The 20,841-nt window shown below is 41.5% G+C and carries 21 protein-coding genes, 1 pseudogene and 1 other annotated feature; of the genes and pseudogenes, 7 read left to right on the top strand and 15 right to left on the bottom strand.

Translation table 11 applies throughout. The annotated features are described in order from the left end of the window. Window positions 1-39 precede the first annotated feature (39 nt). Window positions 40-729 carry a TraR/DksA C4-type zinc finger protein gene (locus SPD53_RS09490; protein ID WP_232334361.1) on the bottom strand — a complete coding sequence of 230 codons (690 nt, stop codon included), beginning with the start codon at window positions 727-729 and terminating at the stop codon, window positions 40-42. Between the two features lie 144 nt (window positions 730-873). Here SPD53_RS09490 and SPD53_RS09485 point away from each other — a divergent pair, with 144 nt between their 5' ends. Next, complete coding sequence (locus SPD53_RS09485; RefSeq protein ID WP_336252381.1) at window positions 874-1,749, top strand: NAD(P)-dependent oxidoreductase; 876 nt, start codon at window positions 874-876, stop codon at window positions 1,747-1,749. A 57-nt stretch (window positions 1,750-1,806) separates the two neighbouring features. Here the strand turns inward: SPD53_RS09485 and SPD53_RS09480 are convergent, their stop codons facing one another. From SPD53_RS09480 to SPD53_RS09465, 4 genes are all read right to left on the bottom strand, one after another. Continuing rightward, window positions 1,807-2,106 carry a hypothetical protein gene (locus tag SPD53_RS09480; RefSeq protein WP_156856118.1) on the bottom strand — a complete coding sequence of 100 codons (300 nt, stop codon included), beginning with the start codon at window positions 2,104-2,106 and terminating at the stop codon, window positions 1,807-1,809. 216 nt (window positions 2,107-2,322) lie between these two features. Beyond that, window positions 2,323-2,520: a cold shock domain-containing protein gene (locus SPD53_RS09475; RefSeq protein ID WP_156856019.1), complete on the bottom strand. Its 198-nt coding sequence runs from the start codon at window positions 2,518-2,520 to the stop codon at window positions 2,323-2,325. A 333-nt stretch (window positions 2,521-2,853) separates the two neighbouring features. Next, window positions 2,854-3,819, bottom strand: a complete 966-nt coding sequence (gene trhO / locus SPD53_RS09470; protein ID WP_188857137.1) for an oxygen-dependent tRNA uridine(34) hydroxylase TrhO — start codon at window positions 3,817-3,819, stop codon at window positions 2,854-2,856. Between the two features lie 146 nt (window positions 3,820-3,965). Then, window positions 3,966-5,573, bottom strand: a complete 1,608-nt coding sequence (locus SPD53_RS09465) for a long-chain fatty acid--CoA ligase (RefSeq protein WP_336252380.1) — start codon at window positions 5,571-5,573, stop codon at window positions 3,966-3,968. 169 nt (window positions 5,574-5,742) lie between these two features. On the opposite strand from SPD53_RS09465, the gene SPD53_RS09460 reads away from it, so the two are divergent. Next, entirely contained in the window at window positions 5,743-6,222 is a 480-nt protein-coding gene (locus SPD53_RS09460) for a glutathione peroxidase (RefSeq protein ID WP_188857139.1), read from the top strand. 96 nt (window positions 6,223-6,318) lie between these two features. On the opposite strand, the pseudogene SPD53_RS09455 reads toward SPD53_RS09460, so the two are convergent. The 8 genes and pseudogenes from SPD53_RS09455 to SPD53_RS09420 form a co-directional block, all read right to left on the bottom strand. Beyond that, window positions 6,319-6,505: pseudogene (locus tag SPD53_RS09455) on the bottom strand (DUF6366 family protein). Between the two features lie 130 nt (window positions 6,506-6,635). Beyond that, on the bottom strand, window positions 6,636-7,736 hold the full coding sequence (ddlA, locus tag SPD53_RS09450) for a D-alanine--D-alanine ligase (protein ID WP_188857140.1): 1,101 nt from the start codon (window positions 7,734-7,736) through the stop codon (window positions 6,636-6,638). A 390-nt stretch (window positions 7,737-8,126) separates the two neighbouring features. Next, a complete protein-coding gene (locus SPD53_RS09445; protein ID WP_156856025.1) occupies window positions 8,127-8,519 on the bottom strand; it encodes a type II toxin-antitoxin system death-on-curing family toxin in 393 nt (130 codons plus the stop codon). 3 nt (window positions 8,520-8,522) lie between these two features. Next, window positions 8,523-8,774: an AbrB/MazE/SpoVT family DNA-binding domain-containing protein gene (locus SPD53_RS09440; protein WP_229782670.1), complete on the bottom strand. Its 252-nt coding sequence runs from the start codon at window positions 8,772-8,774 to the stop codon at window positions 8,523-8,525. Between the two features lie 267 nt (window positions 8,775-9,041). Then, the gene (locus SPD53_RS09435; RefSeq protein WP_188857141.1) at window positions 9,042-9,467 is read right to left on the bottom strand and encodes a hypothetical protein; all 426 of its coding nucleotides are present in this window, start codon (window positions 9,465-9,467) and stop codon (window positions 9,042-9,044) included. A gap of 468 nt (window positions 9,468-9,935) precedes the next feature. Next, entirely contained in the window at window positions 9,936-11,375 is a 1,440-nt protein-coding gene (gene proS / locus SPD53_RS09430) for a proline--tRNA ligase (RefSeq protein ID WP_336252379.1), read from the bottom strand. Between the two features lie 339 nt (window positions 11,376-11,714). Continuing rightward, window positions 11,715-11,941 (bottom strand) — a binding site (T-box leader). A 55-nt stretch (window positions 11,942-11,996) separates the two neighbouring features. After that, window positions 11,997-12,830: a bifunctional hydroxymethylpyrimidine kinase/phosphomethylpyrimidine kinase gene (thiD, locus tag SPD53_RS09425; RefSeq protein ID WP_188857143.1), complete on the bottom strand. Its 834-nt coding sequence runs from the start codon at window positions 12,828-12,830 to the stop codon at window positions 11,997-11,999. Between the two features lie 46 nt (window positions 12,831-12,876). After that, window positions 12,877-13,359: a DUF456 domain-containing protein gene (locus SPD53_RS09420; protein ID WP_336252378.1), complete on the bottom strand. Its 483-nt coding sequence runs from the start codon at window positions 13,357-13,359 to the stop codon at window positions 12,877-12,879. A 650-nt stretch (window positions 13,360-14,009) separates the two neighbouring features. On the opposite strand from SPD53_RS09420, the gene ehuB reads away from it, so the two are divergent. The 4 genes from ehuB to ehuA all read left to right on the top strand — a co-directional run bounded on the left by ehuB (window position 14,010) and on the right by ehuA (window position 17,346). Continuing rightward, window positions 14,010-14,885, top strand: a complete 876-nt coding sequence (gene ehuB, locus SPD53_RS09415) for an ectoine/hydroxyectoine ABC transporter substrate-binding protein EhuB (RefSeq protein WP_336252377.1) — start codon at window positions 14,010-14,012, stop codon at window positions 14,883-14,885. A 311-nt stretch (window positions 14,886-15,196) separates the two neighbouring features. Next, window positions 15,197-15,859: an amino acid ABC transporter permease gene (locus tag SPD53_RS09410; RefSeq protein ID WP_336252389.1), complete on the top strand. Its 663-nt coding sequence runs from the start codon at window positions 15,197-15,199 to the stop codon at window positions 15,857-15,859. Beyond that, window positions 15,856-16,557, top strand: a complete 702-nt coding sequence (gene ehuD, locus SPD53_RS09405) for an ectoine/hydroxyectoine ABC transporter permease subunit EhuD (RefSeq protein WP_336252376.1) — start codon at window positions 15,856-15,858, stop codon at window positions 16,555-16,557. The genes SPD53_RS09410 and ehuD overlap by 4 nt, the downstream gene beginning before the upstream one ends. 18 nt (window positions 16,558-16,575) lie before the next feature. Beyond that, entirely contained in the window at window positions 16,576-17,346 is a 771-nt protein-coding gene (gene ehuA, locus SPD53_RS09400) for an ectoine/hydroxyectoine ABC transporter ATP-binding protein EhuA (protein WP_336252375.1), read from the top strand. A 71-nt stretch (window positions 17,347-17,417) separates the two neighbouring features. On the opposite strand, the gene murB is transcribed toward ehuA, so the two are convergent. Continuing rightward, the gene (gene murB, locus SPD53_RS09395; RefSeq protein ID WP_336252374.1) at window positions 17,418-18,332 is read right to left on the bottom strand and encodes a UDP-N-acetylmuramate dehydrogenase; all 915 of its coding nucleotides are present in this window, start codon (window positions 18,330-18,332) and stop codon (window positions 17,418-17,420) included. Window positions 18,333-18,588: 256 nt separating this feature from the next. Then, window positions 18,589-19,386 carry a histidinol-phosphatase HisJ family protein gene (locus SPD53_RS09390; protein ID WP_336252373.1) on the bottom strand — a complete coding sequence of 266 codons (798 nt, stop codon included), beginning with the start codon at window positions 19,384-19,386 and terminating at the stop codon, window positions 18,589-18,591. A 228-nt stretch (window positions 19,387-19,614) separates the two neighbouring features. Between SPD53_RS09390 and hisZ the strand changes: the two genes are divergently transcribed. Then, a complete protein-coding gene (gene hisZ / locus SPD53_RS09385; protein ID WP_188857148.1) occupies window positions 19,615-20,841 on the top strand; it encodes an ATP phosphoribosyltransferase regulatory subunit in 1,227 nt (408 codons plus the stop codon).

Below are 20,841 nucleotides of genomic sequence, written 5' to 3'. Positions count from 1 at the left end.
AACTGTGAACTTAAACAGTCCTCGTAACATTTCAGTATCTCACTCCGACTTCTGATTCCTGAAATGATCTAACGCTTGCTCATCATACTTACCGTCCTCACCTGCTGATATATAACCTTCTATACCCTCAGGTCCCGCATTGTTTTCATCACTATTCGGATACATTTCGTTATAACTATCCTGATCGTCATATAAATCAGAAGGCCCGTCTGAGGAACCGTACCTGCTTACCTCCTGCCAAGCATCCTCTCTATCATAAGCAGTATTATCCACATCCCTTGCTTCCTCGGAACGGATGTTACTCGACATCACTTCTTCCTCAACCGGCCGCTCCCGTGAGAAAGTCTGTTCACTCGCATGCTCCATGCACTTGTCCGCAGTCGGAACAGCCTCCAACCGCTCATACGGAATATCTTGGCCACAAACGGCGCAAATTCCGTATGTACCCTCTTCCATCGCATGAAACGCTTTATTTATATCTTCCAGTTCTTTTTCCGCATGTTCATTCAAGGCAAGGTCTTTACTGCGCTCAAATAATTCCGTTCCCTGATCGCCTGGATGATTATCATAATTAGACAGTTCCCCGCTTATCTCCTGGGAAAATTCATATTTCAAACCAAGCTGGTCTTTCAATTGATCGATTAATTCATGTTCTCGCTCATGTAAGATGTCAAACATTTGTGAAAGTTGTTTGTCGGTTAGCATATGCATAGCTCCCATCTTTCTCATTTTTTACGGAAAATTCCTATCCTTTTAGTAAATTTCATAAAAATTGATGCTTTTTTTGCTATAATGAGCTACATATACTATATGTAAAATGAACAGAATGATTCGGGTTAACTACTGCCCAAATGATGGAAAGGGGAAGAACGAATGACACAAAATACACTCAAAAATATTGGTTTTATCGGAACAGGAGTTATGGGAAAAAGTATGGCTTCTCATGTCTTAAAAGCTGGCTACAATGTAACCGTCTACACACGGACCAAGCATAAGGCTGAAGAACTGCTTGCTGAGGGAGCGACTTGGGTGGATACCGTGAAAGAACTAGCAGCAACTGTTGATCTAGTTATCACGATGGTTGGTTACCCAAGTGACGTCGAGGAGATTTATTTTGGAGAGGAAGGTATTTTACAAAATGCGCGTGAACATACATACGTCGTTGATATGACAACATCAAAGCCATCTCTAGCAGTAAAAATTTATGAAGAAGCAAAGAAGCGGAACATCCATGCGCTTGATGCACCTGTTTCCGGTGGTGACATTGGGGCGAGAAACGCGAAGTTAGCGATTATGGTCGGAGGAGACCAAGCTGCATTTAACAACATGCTGCCGATTTTTCAGATGATGGGTGAAAATATTATCCACCAAGGGGAAGCTGGAGCAGGGCAGCACACGAAACTTGCCAATCAAATTACAATTGCAACGAATATGATCGGTGTAGCTGAAGCACTTGTTTATTCGAAAAAAGCCGGTCTCAATCCAGAGCGAGTTCTGGACAGCATCAGTACCGGAGCGGCAGCAAGCTTCTCCCTATCACAACTTGGTCCGCGTATGTTAAAAGGCGATTTCGCACCAGGTTTTTACGTAAAGCACTTCATTAAGGATATGACGATTGCACTTGAGGCTGCTGAAGAAATGGGATTGTCTACACCAGGACTTAAACTCTCCCTCGAACTGTACAAAGAACTAGCGGAAAAAGGGGAAGAAGACAGCGGCACACAAGCATTGATAAAGCTATTTGAATAACAATCACGAGCGGGTGGATTAGCCAGTTGCTGTTTCACCCGCTCCTTTGCATGTCTTTCAATTATCCAGTTTTTCGCTCTCCTCTTGAACAACGAATGCTAAATCATCATTGCCGAACAGCTGAAGGACTTGGAGAACCGTTACAGTTGGAATCTCATCTGCTTCATTTTTGGGGACGGTTTCCTCTACCACTTCATCCAAGATTGCGTTATTCAGCTGATTTGGATAGGCCTTATTATATAATTCCTGGGCATCCAGATTATTATTCACACACCACTGCGCGAAAATAAGAATCATCATCCGTTCGTCGTTCTGATAATTTTCAATGACACGTTTTTCCATTTCTTTTGCATTCATGTCTTTCGCATCCATAATATTCATTCACCTGCTTATCAATATTAACAAAGGCGCTAAAGCCGGACGTGGCTAACCCTTGATACCTAAGTTCTCACGGTATTTTTATTTTATCATGCATTAACGGCCTGTAATACCCCCACTGAATGAAGTTTCACTTTATAGTTTCTTATATTAAAAAAAGCTTACCTCCACTGGAAGTAAGCTTTTGTATTTGAATTATAAACGAACTACGTTAGCCGCTTGTGGACCACGGTCGCCTTCAACGATTTCGAACTCAACTTCTTGACCTTCTTCTAAAGTCTTGAAGCCTTCAGCTTGGATAGCTGAGAAGTGTACGAATACGTCATCGCCATCTTCACGCTCGATGAAACCGAAACCTTTTTCTGCATTAAACCATTTTACTTTACCAGTCATTTAAATGACCTCCTTTTCAATTTCGTGCAAAGTAATTGAATCTGTAATACTTTTACACCACTTGAAAAAGAGATCGTAAAGTATTTTTATTCCAATTCCCATTTGCACCTTCTACTTTACATGGTCGCTCGGAAAAAAGCAAGTATTTTTTATTACTCTCCCTTAAGAATCCGTTAACATTTCAGATTTTTTGCATTTATTACGCCAGATTTATTACCATTTTTTTGGAAAACCGTTTAATTAAATAGCGTTAACCATAGTGTACTTATTGCAAAGGAATTAATACGTGATAAAAATAAGAACTCCCTTATATCAGGAAGTTCTTATTTTTTATTAAGCATGCTGTTTTTCTTCTTCAAGTGCACGCAGGCGTTCTGCGACTTCTTCTTCAGACAGGTTATGCTCTTTCACGTAAAGGTTGCGCGGAGTGACACGGCACTCATGGGAGCAGCCGCGCAGATACTTGTGCTCATTCTCTTCAGAGCAGAGCATTTGTCTATTACATTCCGGGTTAGCACAATTGACATAGCGTTCGCACGGCTGCCCATCAAAGAAGTCTTTTCCGACAATGACATGTTCTTTTTGGTTGACTGGAACAGAAATTCGTTCATCAAATACATACATTCTTCCGTCCCAAAGGTCACCCTGCACTTCCGGGTCCTTCCCATATACAGCGATTCCGCCATGAAGCTGAGCAACATCCTCAAAGCCCTCACGAACGAGCCAACCTGAGAATTTCTCACAACGGATTCCACCAGTACAATACGTCAATATTTTCTTCCCTTCGAACATGTCGCGGTTCTCACGGACCCACTCAGGCAGTTCGCGGAAAGTTTCGATATCCGGACGAATAGCGCCGCGGAAATGACCGAGATCATATTCATAATCGTTACGAGCGTCAAGAATGACCACGTCATCACGTTCCATAGCCGCACGGAACTCTTTCGGCTCCAAATATTCGCCAGTAAGCTCATGCGGATCAATATCATCCTCAAGACGCAATGTCACCAGTTCTTTACGTGGGCGGACATGCATTTTCTTAAACGCGTGACCTTCATGCTCATCAATTTTGAACATCATGTCTTGAAAACGTTCATCTGCATGCATCATATCCATATATTTTTGAGTTTGTTCAACTGTTCCGGATACTGTACCGTTGATTCCTTCTTCGGCAACTAAAATCCGGCCTTTCAATCCTACTTCTTTACAGAACTTCAAATGTTCTGCTGCGAAGGTTTCGGGGTCTTCAATGTATACATATTTGTAGTACAGCAAGACCTGATATTTTGATTTCTCCATTGTGTGTTACCACCTATCATTTATATTTGCAAGATACAAATGTTTGGTGTTTGTGTTATTTATCATCTTGCATAAGAACTAGTATAACAAAAATAAGGAAAAATAAAAAGTGGGTTAGCACTGCTATTTCGTGCCAACCCACCATCTTATAATGCAAGCTGCTCTTCAACTTGTTCTCGTAATGCCCGCTTTAAAAATTTTCCAACTGAAGTCTTTGGTATTTCATCCATAAACAATACTTCATCCGGTAACCACCACTTGGCAAATTGTGGCTCTAAATATTCGAGCATCTCCTCTTTCGAAAGCTGTACACCATCGTTTAATACAACACACGCGACAGGGCGCTCCTGCCATTTTGGATCAGGGATGGCAACAACTGCTGCTTCGAATACATCGGGATGTGCCATAAGCGCATTTTCCAAATCAACCGATGAAATCCATTCGCCACCACTTTTAATCAAGTCCTTCGTTCGGTCAACAATCTTCACGTAGCCTTCTTCATCAATTGTTACGACGTCTCCAGTGTGGAGCCAACCATCAACAAAAGAACTTTCACTTCTGTCATCCTTATAGTAAGAGTCAGCAATCCACGGCCCACGAATGAGTAGCTCGCCCATATCCTGCCCATCCGCCTTCACCTCGCCATTATCATTAACAATTTTTACTTCAACACCTGGAACAACCCTTCCTTGAGTCGCCCGCAATTTTAATTTTTCTTCATAAGAAAGATTTGCCTGGTAGCTCTTTAATTTAGCAACCGTGACAACCGGGGTCGTTTCTGTCATACCATACGCATGAATAAAAGGAATACCGTGTGTTTCTTCAAATGCTCGAATCATTCCTTCTGGTGCAGCGGAACCACCACATAACACAGCACGTAAACTGTTTAAATTATAATTTCCTTGTTCCAATTCTTTTAAAAGTCCTAACCAAATCGTCGGTACTCCCGCTGTGATCGTTACCTTGTTATCTTCAATCAATTCAGCTAGTATTTGGGGCGTCGGCATTGGCCCAGGGAGAACTTGTGATGCCCCGAGCCAAGTCGCTGCAAAGGGGATTCCCCAAGCATTGACGTGAAACATCGGAACAACTGGCATCGCAATATCCTGCTCGGACAGTCCAGCCGTATCTGCAAGGGACAGAGCCATGCTATGAAGGTAAAGTCCCCGGTGCGAATAGATGACCCCTTTCGGCTTGCCAGTTGTAGCGGACGTATAACATAATCCGGCTGGATCATTTTCTAAAATATCATCGCGGAACGGGAATGTTTCATCACCACCCGCAAGCAATTCTTCATAGGAATAAATCGGGTCTAAAGCAGATTCTGGGAGTGTATCGTCATCAGTCATGACGATAAATGCTTCTACTGTATTAATGTCATCTTTAATTTGCTCTATTAATGGAAGAAGATCAACATCAATCAGCAATACTTTATCTTCGGCATGATTAATAATGTGGATTAAATGTTCTTTCGATAAACGCAAATTGATGGTATGCAAAACAGCACCAATACTCGGGATCGCAAAATATGCCTCCAAGTGACGGTGATGATTCCAAGCAATCGTACCAACCTTGTCCCCTCTCGCAACACCTAATCTGTCCAATATACTGGCTAGTGACCGTGTGCGAGAGACAAATTCTCCATATGTGAATGTACGTATCTCTTTCTGGGTTCGAGAGATGATTTCCTTCTTCGGAAAATATTTTTCAGTGTGCTGAAGCATTTCTGGTAAAGTTAATTGTATATCCATCATGATTTTCATTTCCCCCTTTTTTAATACAACCTAAATGAATGCGCTTACAAAACCTATTCTAAGTATTCATTACAATTTGTCAAGTTGGAAATGTTCTTTAAAATAGCTTAAGTTGTTTTTGACAGTTGTTATGGTGCTTGCTATCCTTCTTGTAAGGAGGCTGATGTTCATGAGTGTATATGAATACCATGCAAAAACAATTCGCGGCGAGGATAAGTCCCTCAGAGACTATGAAGGAAAAGTGCTACTTATTGTAAATACAGCAAGTGAGTGTGGATTCACGCCACAACTTCAAGGTTTACAGAGGCTGTATGATGAGATTGGCAATGATAATTTTGAAATCTTAGGTTTCCCTTGCAACCAATTCGGTGGTCAGGACCCTGGATCAGACGACGAGATTGCTGAATTCTGCTCCGCCAATTACGGTGTTTCTTTCCCCATGTTCAGTAAAATTGATGTAAAAGGAGAAAACGCTCATCCGTTATTCAAGCATTTAACAAGTGAGCAAAAGGGAATCTTAACAGAAGATATAAAATGGAACTTCACAAAATTCCTCGTTAATAAGCATGGTGAAGTAGTAGATCGTTTCGCCCCTCAGAAAGAACCGGCGAAATTGAAAAAGGAAATCGAGGAATTAATTGATGCTTAATTTTTACATCGTGTAAATAGCCTGTTTTACAAAAGTGCTCCGATTACATTCTGAGCACTTTTGTATCTCTGAAGGGACTGTATTTTATATGAACATTCATCTCAATAGAAAATATGCACCAACAAGAATGAGGATGAGGATAAGAATTCCAGTACCCTTCCAGCCTAAACCACCGACAAAATCAGCAAGATTGCCCCCCCTGTATACTGCTGAATGATTTTTTTAATTCCTCTTGTCTCAGCTTTTCTCTTCTCATTTCAGGGGTTTCTTTATCCTTGTTCATATTAAATTCACCCTCCCTATCCACTTATACGTTAGCCTTACCACTTAAGTTTCAAAATCCAATAACTCCAACAAAAAACACACCCTATTTCTATCTAAGATGTGTTCTTCGCTTTAATTAATTTAAATTACTATTCCGTTTCAAACGAACTTTCAAGTCCCGCATCCCGTTCATGACGTTGAATTGCCAACTCAATCAACCGGTCGATAAGCTCGCTGTACGGAATGCCGGAGAGCTCCCATAATTTAGGATACATACTGATTTTAGTAAACCCTGGAATCGTGTTGATTTCATTAATAATAATTTCATTTGCTTCCGTTAAAAATACGTCAACCCGCGCCATTCCTTCACAATCCAATGCTTGGAAAGCCTTAACTGATACATCCTGGATTCCTTTCACTTGGTTGTCATCTAATTTTGCCGGGATTTCCAATGTTGCTCCACTTTCATCGATATACTTCGCTTCATAGGAATAGAAGTCATTGGTCGCAACAATTTCGCCTGGAATGGAAGCTTCTGGATACTCATTTCCCAAGATAGAGCATTCGATTTCTCTGCCTTGGATTGCCTCCTCAATTAAAATCTTGTGATCATATTTAAAAGCCTCAGCTACAGCCTCTTCAAACTCTTCCGCCGACTCGACTTTACTAACACCTACCGAAGAGCCCTGGTTTGCTGGTTTAATAAATAATGGCAGGCCAAGATTTTTTTCTATTTCTGCAAAAGAGATATTTCCTTTCGTTGCACGGGTGAACGTGTAAGACCCAGCAACTTTGAGACCTGCATCCTTTAGAAGGCGTTTTGCAACATCCTTATCCATACTGATTGCTGAGCCTAATACGTTCGAACCGACAAAGGGAATATTTGCAACACGCAGCATTCCTTGAATACTTCCATCTTCCCCGAGCGTTCCGTGCAGGATTGGAAAAATAACATCGAGCTGATCAAGGGCTGCCGAGCCATTAGCCTTCATTAACTTTTTATCCGCTTCACCCGGTACGAAGGCAACCCCTTCATTTGATTTATTCAAGGCAATCAACTTCGGATCGTTGGCATTTAACAGAAACTGTGACGAATCATGCAAATGCCATCTTCCCTCTTTATCGATTCCGATTAATGTAACATCATATTTATCTTTATCCATTGCTTCTAATACATTTTTTGCCGATTGCAACGAAACTTCATGTTCCGCTGATTTCCCGCCAAAAATCAAGCCAACTCTTTTTTTCATGCTCTAATCCTCCAAAATGATTTCATTAGCTATATTTATTCTATAGCCCAGCTATACGTGCATGCATCTTTTAACACAATTATACTTTTATATTTTATCATTAGGTGACCTAAGTGACAAAGGGGAATAAAGTGAAACTTCATTCAGTGGGGAATCTTTTCCTCCCCACTGAATGTTAGTTGAACAGAATCACGCATTTACGGACTTGTATACCCCCACCTTCACATGATAGGCTTCCCTCATGTTTAGAGGTGGGAATATTACAGACCGTTAATGCGTGATAAAAAAAATAACCACCTAGTATCAATTAGTGTGGTTAACTCCATATTAATATCTAATACAGTATTTAATCATTCGGACTAGACGGTTAATTACCATCTATATTCTTAATTACCTTGGTTCAATGTGCTTTTCTATCCAATCCGCAATATCCTCAATTTCCGGCTTTTTAACCACTAAATAAACAGTATAATCTTCAGCTTCTTTTTGACTAGCTTTAAATTGGTATCCATTTACCCATAAAAACTGTTTCATGCATGCGAAACTCGTTCTTTTATTACCATTATGGAAAGCATGGTTTTGCGAAATACTAGCATACAAAGCCGCAGCCTTTAACCATATTGTAGGGTATGCATCTTTACCAAACACTGTTTGTTTTGGTCTTTCTATTGCACTAAACAGCATATTTGTATCTTTTACGCCTATTTGTTCTTCTGGGGTATAACGTTTTATCACGGCAGCATTTATAAAAATAACTTCCCTGTCAGTTAGATATCGGACCATTATTTATCTGTCTGAAAGGTTTCTCAGTGTATCATCATAGTTTTCAAAAAGGTCTTCTAACCCTTCTAAAAACTCCTGGTCTAAAAAATCCATATTTACAGGTCTTTTTATAGACACACTGCCGTCATTCTCCAATATAAATTTAACATCATCACCTTGCTTTACTTTTAAGTGATTCAATACTTCCTGTGGAATCGTTACCCCAACGCTATTACCAATTTTAGTAATTTTCCTCTCCACTTCACTCACCGCCATTTCTTCTCCTCCCATTCTTCTCGAAAATGGCAAAGTTTAAACCGCAAAAAAAGCTTTACAGTACTTACTGTAATAACATTACATCTAAATTATAACTCAGAAGTGCAAAAAATACAATTTTTTTTATTAAGATTTGTCAAGTATTTTAAATGGAAGTTTTATTTCGCAAACTCAGCTTTGAATAAATAAACGACATCAAAACACTGCATGAAGGCGAGCTTGTGTTGGCGGATATTGCATACTCTGATGATGAATTTGGAATATCTTCTATTTCAAACTCGTTTTATGAAGACCCCGAAGCGAATATGGAGGAGTTAAAGGAGTATCTCGGGTTGTGAGAGAAGAGACACCATCTTCATCACCTACCCCAATATGGAATGTTTGCTGCTCGTCAACTCCATCTATTTTGGTTGCGAAAATAATCAAACCCGTTTCGTCTACCGGTGACGTTAGATAACCTAGCTGATCATCGACTAATTCCCCTTGCTCATATTTTTCTACCCACATGGATACTTCCTCATAGTCCTCGTTATTGAAGTCAAACAGGAACGATTGGTTTGTTAGCGTAGAGAGTATAGTTTCCTCCCTATCACTTACATCAACTGCTGCAATAATATTAGAAGCGTTGTCATCACAAGCACTCAATGTTCCTACTAACAAAATAAACATCAGAATTCCCAAAAGTTTTTTCATTAGAGAATCACATCCTTCGTTTCCGTTTTCTACTTTACTGCTTGAAAATATTAAAAGTTATCCTCTCCACCAACAATGACAGAGCGGTGAGAGCTCGTATAATTATCATAGCGGTTAGAGATTATCATTGTAAACAAAAAAGGTAAGCCGACCAGGTCAAAACCTGATTGACTCACCTTTAAACAGTCGATGTCACTTTTGATTTACATTCAGCTCCATCGACCAGGAACTGTCCGAACTTCCTGCACCTACATTCGATAAAGAAGACTTGCCGAATGATCTGTATGAGGCTTAGTCGCCTTTATACCCTTGTGGTGAAAGTCAACATCGGCTCAAGGAGAAAAAGAAGGCCGACTAAGAACGGGCCAAGGCCCAACTCACGTCTCCCCCTAAAGGGGCATGTTTCCTTTATCTCATTGCGTCGAAGTCCAATTCGGCCGTTCCTAAACGGTCGATGTCACCTTTGATTTAATAAGCCTTCGCCCAAATAACCATCTCTTTCGCTGGTTTACCACAGCACACACAAGTTTCCGCTAACTTCTCTTGTTCAAAAGGAATACAGCGGGAGGTTGCGGTTGTTTCTTCTTGGATCTTCTCTTCACACGCTTCGTCTCCACACCACATTGCTTTTAGGAAACCGCCTTTTTCCTCAAGCATTTCTCTAAATTCTTCCATCGTTGTAACAGAAGTTGTCTTCTCGTTACGATGTGCGAGTGCCTTGTCGTAAAGGTTTTGCTGGACTTCATCAAGCAATTCCGGTAGACGCTTTTCCAGATCAGCAAGTGCGACAAATTCCTTCTCACCGGTATCACGGCGTACAAGGACAACTTGCTCCTTCTCAATATCTTTCGGTCCTAGTTCAATACGAACTGGGATTCCCTTCATTTCATATTCATTAAATTTCCAGCCTGGCATCTTGTCGCTTGCGTCAATATCGACACGAACAAGACCTTTGAGCTGATCACGCAAGTCATACGCTTTATCTAGTACGCCTTCCTTATGTTGTGCAACCGGAATAATCATCGCCTGTGTCGGAGCAATCTTCGGAGGTACAACTAAGCCGCGGTTGTCCCCGTGAACCATAATCAATGCTCCCATAATTCTTGTGGATAGCCCCCAAGATGTCTGGTGAACGAATTGACTATCCCCGTTCTCATCCAAGTACGTAATATCAAAAGCTTCCGCAAAGCCAGAACCGAAATGATGGCTCGTTCCAGACTGCAATGCTTTCCCGTCATGCATTAACGCTTCAATCGTTAACGTATATTTTGCTCCAGCAAATTTTTCACTATCTGTCTTCTTTCCCTTATATACCGGGATCGCCATATAGTTCTCAACTAAGTCTGCATAAGTATCAAGCATTCTCGCTGTTTCAATTTCCGCATCTTTGTCTGTTGCATGTGCCGTGTGCCCTTCCTGCCAGTGGAATTCGGAAGAACGCAGGAATGGGCGAGTTGTCTTCTCCCAACGCACGACGTTCGCCCACTGGTTATAGAGCTTCGGAAGATCGCGGTACGAATGAATATGCCTTGAATAATATTCACAGAACAACACTTCAGACGTTGGGCGGACAGCGATTCTTTCTTGCAGTTCTTCATCTCCGCCATGAGTCACCCAAGCTACTTCCGGCGCGAATCCTTCCACGTGATCCGCTTCTTTCTGCAGCCAGCTCTCCGGAATAAACAATGGGAACTGCACATTCGTATGGCCCGATTCTTTAATCATGCGATCCAATTCATCTTTAATATTTTCCCAAATCGCATACCCGTATGGGCGGATAATCATCGTCCCTTTAACTAAACCGTAATCGACTAACTCGGCCTGTTTCACAACATCGGTATACCACTGTGCAAAGTCATCTTCCATCGCGGTAATCTTTTCCACAAAGTCTTTATTCTTTTTAGACAAATGAAACACCTCTTTACGTTATTTTAAGTATGTGTTCAAAAAGGAGGATAAAAAGGACCGAGGTCGGCTAAGTTCGCAACGTCCTGTTGCAATGCCGACACTAGCACGTCCTGTGCGTCGAAATTCGAGGCGGCGAAAGCTCCCGGCACCGGAATGTACGTTAGTAGGTACATGAGGAGCGGAAAAGCGAGCCAACGAGTTTCCACAGGAGGTGGTGAGTTCTACGTTGTCCACAGGACGTGGACGATCTTAGTAGAACCTCCCCTTTCGCGAAGTTTCATTTTTACCGGACTTTTTGAACAACCTCTTTTACCAATAAAAAAAGACCCCTATCATATAAAAAGGGACCTTCGTGTGGTGGTACCACCCTTATTTGCATGAAAAGTCATGCACACTTCCTTCGAATAACGGCTCTACACCGCGCACATCTTACAGACTGTCTCTTCGTCTATACGAAGTGCGAACTCAGACGGCAGGTTCTAACTTCTGTCTCCCGGAAATTCGCACCGACCATTTCCTCTCTGAAAAAGACAGCAAATTGTACTATTCCGCATCAACGTTTCCACATATTTTCTCTTTTCTAATATATAGAAAGTAGGGGGTAAAGTCAAGCTATCCCCCCTACTGAACCTTCTCTACTTTAATATCGAACGCATCGCCGTATTTCCGCTGGGCAGCATGATAGGTCGGCCCAACCATTTCGGTATACGTGAACCCATGATTGATTGCTGTTGTTACAAATTTCTTCGCATGCTCCACTGCATCTTCCACGGTTTCGCCCTTCGCAAGGTAAGCTGTAATTGCCGCAGAGTAAGAGCAACCCGCTCCGCTCGTATTAACTGTGTCAATACGCGGCGCTTCAAATAAAGTAAGTGTCTTCCCGTCATATAATACATCGACAGCAGGCCCATCCAGCCGGCCACCTTTCACGAGCACATACTTAGAACCAAGCTCATATAAGTCAATCGCTGCTTGTTTCAATGCTTCCACATTTGTTATCTCTCGCTCACCCAGCAGAAATCGCGCTTCTGGAATGTTCGGTGTAATAATGGTTGCAAGTGGGATAAGCCGCTTTTTCAACGCCTCAATTGCATCATCTTTCAAAAGCTTCGAATCAAGTTTCCCGACCATAACTGGATCAATAACAACCGATTTAATATCCGATTGTTCAATTAACCCTGCGACCACATCAATTACTTCTTTAGAGAATAACATCCCCGTTTTTAAGGCATCCGTCCCAACCTGGCGCATCGCAGTATCAAATTGTGCTTCGATTGCTTCTATCGTCTGCGGATGGACGTTTTTCCCTGTTTCCGGGTGTTTCCCAACGATAGCTGTAACAACACTCATTCCATAAACATCAAGTTCTTGGAATGTTTTCAAATCTGCTTGGATTCCCGCACTCCCGCCTGCTGCAGAACCCGCGATCGTAATAACTCTTGCAGGATATTCCATAAAGCATTACTCCTTTAATTTCAACTATCAATTATTTTAACACACGCTAAAAAATAATGAGAATAAAAAACCAGACAATCATTACGAACTGTAAAATCACTTTTGCGAACGATCCACCCAAAAATCCGATCAACGATCCAATCGAAGCCCGGAATGCCTCATTTACCGTGCGCTTCATCAGCATTTCTACGATGAACACGACAAGAAATGGGACATAAATAATTCCAAAGGGCGGTGTAATAAAGGAACCGATAATAACAGCGACAGCAGCCGCGCGTTCCCCTGCTTTACTGCCCCCGAACCGTTTCACAAAGTAACTGTTGGCAATGATATCGGAACTGATTAGCAGAATCGTTAACAAAATCATCGCAAGCCAAAATATCGTATTCAGTTCGCCGCTGTCAATACCAAAGTGAAAAATAATAAAACCTAACCAGATAAGTAGTACGGATGGAATAATCGGAAATACAATCCCGACGAAGCTACCGATAAATAATAAGACGATGACAATCCATATGATAATTTCCATGAAAGGACACTCCCATTCTATCTATTAACTACAGTGTAACTGGCTAGTAACAGCCCGGTTGGTTCAACTCAACAAACTTCAGTGGGGAAGTAAGAAAACCCCCACTGAATGAAGTTTCACTTTAACTTTTTCTTATTTCAATCTTAATGACTCTTAGCTTCTCTGTCCATATTATTTTTATTCTCTTAAAAGTAAATCATGGGTAAACCTGCGTAAATGAGATGATATGGAAGGATGTTTTTGTATATCCAAATGAGGTATGGACTATTCCGAAATTTGAAGGTTAACCGAATTTTTTCTCATTTTATCGCGTTTGTGAGAAAGCGTGTTTATCGGTACCATTGTAACAACATAAAAATATAGAATGCTTTTTTTACCCAGATGTTTTTTATGAACAAAGGCGGAAGCGCCCGTTTAGCAACGTACAAACTGGAGCACTCCGGAATGAGATAAAGGAAACACAACGAACGATAGTGAGTTGATGTTGACTTATCGATTGGAGGAGTGTGAAGTTTGCTAGTTGCTGGGCGCTGGAGCCGGACGTGGCTTGCCCTGGATACTGAGTTATCACAGCCATTTTTATTTTATAGTTTCTTATAGAAAACAAAAGGGAATAGAAGTATCAAAATTCTTAGGAGGTCAATAGTAACGTGAAACGATTAGGGGTTTTAGTTTTAGCGGGCTTATTAGTTTTACTTGCAGCATGTGGTTCTGATAATGGAAATGGTGACGGTGCAGGTAAATTAGAGGCATTAAAAGAAAGCGGTACCGTAACAGTCGGCTTCGCTAACGAGGCACCATATGCTTATGAAGATAATGGTGAATTAAAAGGTGCTGCCGTAGATATTGCACAAGCAGTATTCGAAGAGCTTGGTATTGAAAATATGGAATCACAGTTAGCTGATTTCAGTCAATTGATTCCAGGTGTTCAAGCTGGACAATTTGATGTCGTAACGGCTGGTATGGCAATACAACCTGCACGCTGTGAAAACGCACTATTCAGCGAACCGGAAATGCAATACGGGGAAGGCTTAGTTGTACCAGCGGGAAACCCAAATGATATTCATAGTTACAAAGATATTGCGGATAATCCAGATTTAACTGTCGTGGTCATGGAAGGCGCAACAGAGATTGGTTTCTTACTGGATGAAGGTGTTAGTGAAGACCAAATCACGACTGCTTCAGACATCCCATCTACTTTCTCAGCTGTTCAAGCTGGTAGAGCGGATGCAACAACCGGTACCGAAATGACGGTAAGAATGGCGCTTGAATCATTTGATTCCGATGATCTTGAGTTTGTAGAATCTTTTGAACAACCCGATATTGAAGGAGTGCCAAGTTACGGCGCCGCTGCCTTTAGTCTAGATAATGAAGAATTACGTGATGCTTACAATGAGGTATTAGCAGAATTGAAAGAAGATGGAACCGTTGCAGAGCTACTTGAAGCGAATGGATTTAATGGTGAAACAAACTTTGTTGCAGATGGAGAAGTGACGACAGAGCAAGTGTGTAATGGTGAAGAGTAAACGTATCCGTTCACTTCAAGAACGAATAATGCAGTAACTTCATAAGGTCCGGTTCCTATCCAGGGCTGGACCTTTATTTTTTCGCTTGAATGTGGAAGCATACAACATTTAACCTCCTCCTGTTAGGTATAGTTTAGCTTAGAGCTTGACTGGGCGGGAGGGTGTTCAGTGGTGCCGGGAACCCTCCCATTTGTGAACCTCAGCATTTGAGTTGTTAACTTTGGCAAATACTCTTTGAACTTCGGCATTTCTACTGTGAACTTCAGCATTTGCAAATGTACAGTACACAAGATAAATAAGGAGTGATTATCATTAATGCAATAATAGAGGTTTTTCCTCAAATTGCACGTGGTCTTGGCGTAACCATTACAGTTCTAATTGCTGCGTCGCTATTAGCCTATATAATGGCCTTTGTTGCCGGACTCTCTAAACTATCAAATAATGTATTTATTCGTAAAGCGACCGGGTTTTACGTGGAAATCTTCCGTGGAACCTCACTTATTGTTCAATTGTTTTGGCTTTACTATGCAATTCCGATGCTATTTAATATACCACTCGGTTCCAACTGGTGGATCGGAGTCATCGCAATCGGACTGAACTATGGTGCATACCTGTCAGAAGTCGTTCGCTCGTCCATCGTTGCAGTAGATAAGGGACAAACAGAAGCGGCTACTGCCCTTAACATGACGAGTTTCCAACGCATGCGACTTATTATTTTTCCGCAAGCAGTTCGCATGATGCTCCCTGAATTTGGTAATTATACGATACTCATGTTGAAAAGTACTTCGCTCGTTTCCTTGATTGGTTTACGGGATATCCTCTATTATGGAGATATTATCCGAAGTACGAATGCATCGATTACCCCGCTTGTTTATACATTAGTACTCGTGCTCTACTTCCTCCTTGCTTTACCATTAATTTGGTTGACAAGGAAAGGAGAAGGTATTGCAAAGAAAGGGGTAGCTAGTTCATGAACACAACCTATTGGAGTTGGGATAGATTTTTAGAAGCGCTCCCTTTCATTTTAGATGGTTTAGGCTTGACGATTTTCCTAACCATTTCTTGTTTCGTATTTGCGCTCGTCTTTGGATTCGTTTGGACATTCTTAAGAAGAATACCGAATCGACCATTTAACTGGATTGTATCGTGGGTCATGGAGTTTATCCGTACAACCCCGCCACTTGTACAGTTATTCTTCATTTATTATGCATGGCCGGTCATGCCTGTAGTCGGTACAACATTAAGCCCAGTGCAAAGTGCTATTCTTGGTCTAGGACTTCACTACAGCACCTATATTTCCGAAATCTATCGCTCAGGAATTGAAAGTGTTGAAAAAGGGCAATGGGAAGCAGCTCGGGCACTGAACCTTAGCACCCTCGATAAATGGAGAAAAGTCATTTTACCACAGGCGATTCCGCCAACGGTACCGATGCTTGGAAACTACTTTATTATTTTATTTAAAGAGGTACCACTTGTTTCAACAATTAGTGTCGCTGAAATCTTATTGTTAGCGAACACATACGGATCGAGGAATTGGGCTTATCTAGAGCCACTTACAATTGTAGGTATAATATTCCTACTTCTAAGCTATCCTTCCTCCATACTGATTCGGAAGCTGGAAGATAGGATGAACACAAGATTCGATAAAAATGCATTAGCCAAAAGTTCATAGAGGAGAAGTGATGAGAAAATGACTGCACCTATTGTGCAATATCGGGATGTTTATAAATCATTTGGCGATGTTGAAGTATTAAAAGGTATTAATTTAGATATCAACCCAGCGGAAAAAGTTGCAGTAATCGGACCGAGTGGTTCCGGTAAAACAACGATTATCCGCTTGTTGATGACACTTGAAGAACCAACCTCAGGAGATATTGTCGTCAGCGGGGAAAATTTATGGAAAATGGAAAAGAACGGGAATATGGTACGCGCTAATGAGAACCATTTACGAAAAGTACGCGGTGACATTGGCATGGTTTTCCAGCATTTTAATCTATTTCCGCATATGACAATTCTGGAAAACTGTATGACTGCTCCGATTCATGTAAAGAAAGAAAACAAAGAAGAAGTACGAAAGCGTGCAATTGAAATGCTTGAGCGTGTAGGTCTTGGGGACAAAATTGATAATTACCCAAGCCAGCTCTCTGGTGGTCAGAAGCAGCGTGTCGCGATGGCAAGGGCTGTTGTCATGCGTCCGAAGATCATGCTCTTTGACGAGGTTACTTCAGCCCTTGACCCCGAGCTTGTCGGTGAGGTGCTGGAAGTGATCCGCGACCTTGCCCAGCATGAGGACATGGCAATGGTGCTCGTGACGCATGAAATGGACTTTGCATTAGATATCGCGGATAAAGTACTCTTCCTTGATGAAGGTGTCATTGCAGAGCAAGGATCAGCAAAAGAAGTAATCGAGCATTCACAAAATGAACGATTGCAGAGCTTCTTGAGCAGATTCCGCAGCTAACTTAGCTGCGAACACAAAACCACCGGTTGCTAGCAATAATAAGGCATCCGGTGGTTTTTTATATCGTTATGTTACTGTTTTTCTTCTCCAATAATCCGGACTTCCCTTTCAAGGGCTACTCCGAATTTCTCATGTACTGTCGCTTGCACATGTTCGATCAGCTTAATATACTCGTTTGCTGTTGCATCATCGACATTCACGATGAAACCGGCATGCTTTGTGGAAACCTGTGCGCCGCCAATCTGGACGCCTTGGAGATTGCTGTCCTGAATGAGCTTTCCAGCGAAATAACCAGGCGGACGCTTGAAAACACTCCCGCAAGATGGATATTCGAGGGGTTGCTTCGATTCCCGCTTCTCCGTCAAATCATCCATTACAGCCTTTATCTCCTCATAAGCGCCTTCCTTTAAATCAAAAGTCGCCTCAAGAACGATATAGCCGTTATCCGGAATGTTACTTGTACGGTAATTTAGATCCAGTTCGTCCGCTTGCAATGTCTTCAGTTCCCCGTCTTTCGTGCAGACGAGGGCACTTCTAAGGACGTCCTTCACTTCCCCGCCATAAGCCCCTGCGTTCATATACAACGCACCACCGACAGAACCAGGGATACCGCAAGCAAATTCAAGTCCAGAAAGCCTTTCTTGTAATGCATACCTGGAAGTATCAATAATTCTTGCACCACTTTCCGCAATAACCGCGTCACCTTCTCGTCTAATCGAAGAAAGCTTCTGCAAGTTCATGACGATCCCACGGATGCCACCATCCCGGACAATCAGGTTCGACCCATTGCCAAGTAAGGTGAAATCGACATCTTCTTTATTCGCAAGGCGCACAATCTCCTGCACTTCACCATAGTTCTCCGGCGTCACATAATAATCGGTTTTCCCACCAAGTTTTGTATACAGATGTTCCTTTAATGGCTCATCTTTTAATACATTTTCTTTTGCTGTTATACGAATTAATTTATCATAAATCGAATCCTTCATCGTCAATGCCTCTCATCCTTTTATCACAAATTCCTTTTACGTTAATCACGCATTAACGGTCTGTAATATCCCCTTATCTAAACGTGAGGGAAACCCAAAATGTAAAGGGGGATTAACAGTCCGTAAATACCTGATTCTGTTCAACTACCATTCAGCGGGGGTGGTAAGGATACTCCACTGAATGAAGTTTCACTTTATCAAATTTTACTCGCTTCTATAGTGTAAGATATTGTGATAAATCTTGCCACAAAAATCATTAAATTATTTGATCAATCCGATGAAATTCAGGCCTGCCAGCCGTATACGTTGCAACATATTCAAATCCGGCCTCTTTCAAATTCAGAAGTGCTTCCGGAAATGCAAAAGCCAACGTATCCGGCACGTGGGAGTCGGAACCTAAAGTAATGATTTCTCCGCCACATTCTTTATACAGCTTTAATATATCAAGGCTCGGCATACCGCTATCAAGCCCGTATCTTGTACCGGATGTATTAATCTCAATTCCTTTCCCTGCCGGAATAATTTCCGCAAAGATTTCCCGGATAATTTCATGGAAATTACGCTTACTTTTCTCCGTCGTATAGCGTTTCACCAGGTCCAGGTGCCCGAGAATACTAAATTGCTTATATTCCTTTATACAGTCAATCAGCTCCTGGTAGTAAATCTCATATGCCTCGTCCACTGTCTTCCCTTCGAAAAACGCTCCAGAGTGTAAATCTTTCCTTTCTGTCGCATGCACCGAAGCAATGACGAAATCAAACACTTCTTCTTTCATCATGCTTTCATATTGATGAAGAACATGCGGTTGGAGTCCAATTTCCACTCCTTTTTTAACCCGCATCCTTCCTTCGTATTTCTCCTGAAGCTCTTTAATCTTCCTATCATACTCTTTTAAGTCAAATTCGAAAATCCAATCTTTATCTGGATAATCATAATCGATATGATCGGTGAAACAAATTTCTTGAAGTCCTAAGTCAATAGCTTTTTCAATTGTTTTCTCCATTGGTGTGTCACAATCTGCGGAGAATGTACTATGCATGTGATAATCAAACACGAATCCTCGCTCCTTTATTCTTGTCCTTCTGTTAATCTATTATTTTATCACGTATTAACGGTCTGTAATACCCCACTGAATGAGTTTCACTTTATAATAATTTACGAAAGAATGAATTGACTTTCTTCTTCATAATTATTATAATACTATATAACTTTAATTAGATGAAGTGGTAAAGCATTAAATTGATACAATAAATAATAATGTTTCAGAGGGAAGGAGATTTGCATGCGACAAAATAAGGAGAAATTAAGCAACCAAGCGGTCCAGAGTTATAAAATCAAAAGCCAGCTCATCCGTAAATTAAGAACAAGGTTCGCCACGTACGGTTATGAACAAGTGCATACACCTGCTTTTGAAGACTATGATACGTATGCCTCCATTCAGAAGACAGTGAATAAGGATGAAATGATTAAGGTGATTGACCGCAGCGGGAAAGTGCTCGTTCTCCGCCCTGACGGCACAATACCAATTACTCGATTGACTGCCTTAGACCGAGAGATTAATGGGAGTGAACAGCGGCTATTTTATATTTTCAATGTATACGGGGAACAGAATAGTAATGGAACGAATAAAGAGAGCACACAAGCTGGCGTCGAGTTGTTCGGTAACAAGCGACCAGAAGCGGATGCGGAAGTCATCGCCTTAGCCGTCCATACATTAAAGGAAATCGGTTTTGACAATTTTAAACTGGAAGTCGGGCATGCAGGATTCTTCAAGGAATTGGTGGATCAGGCAAACCTTGCGGAAAATGAATTACAGCAATTGCAGGAATTAATCCAGTCAAAAAACTTGGCGGAAATGGAACCATTTTTAAAGCAGCTCCAGATTCGTGATGAATTACAAGAAGCACTCTACGCGATTCCCCTACTTTATGGAAATCCGCAAGCAGTTCTGGAGGAAACGAAAGCGATTATTAAAAACGAACGCATGCAAGAAGTTTTAAATAATTTAAAAGATGTAATAGAGGTCCTTACCGATTATGACCTGTTAGAGCATTTGACACTAAATCTCGGGTTAATCAATAATATGCATTATTATACCGGCGTTATTTTCCAAGGATTCGTTGAAAACATTGGAAAACCAGTCCTAATGGGCGGGCGTTATGATCAGCTTGCGGAACAATTCGGTAAAGCGATGCCGGCGATCGGGTTTGCCTATAAGGTCGATGTCGTCCTTGAAGCACTTAAGCAGCATCAACTAATCAAAGACGATAACAACCCGCCATTACAAATTTACTATGTTCCAGAAGAAAGACGAAATGCATTTTCGGCGGCAAAACTACTCAGGGAACAAGGCTATGCTGTCATTACAAAGCCATTTGCCAAGAATGCACAACAGGCTGGAATCCTCTTTCAATCAAATGGGAGAGTTATTGTAAATGGAAATGAGCAGCAAGTGGAAACAAATGAGGAATTGCTTAACCTTGCAGAACTAGCAACAGGAGGTGTCTAA

It is taken from the genome of Oceanobacillus sp. MO10714A, assembly GCF_037072045.1.
In the GTDB taxonomy this organism is placed as follows: Bacteria; Bacillota; Bacilli; order Bacillales; family Amphibacillaceae; genus Oceanobacillus; species Oceanobacillus indicireducens.
This window is presented reverse-complemented; position numbering and strand designations above follow the sequence as displayed.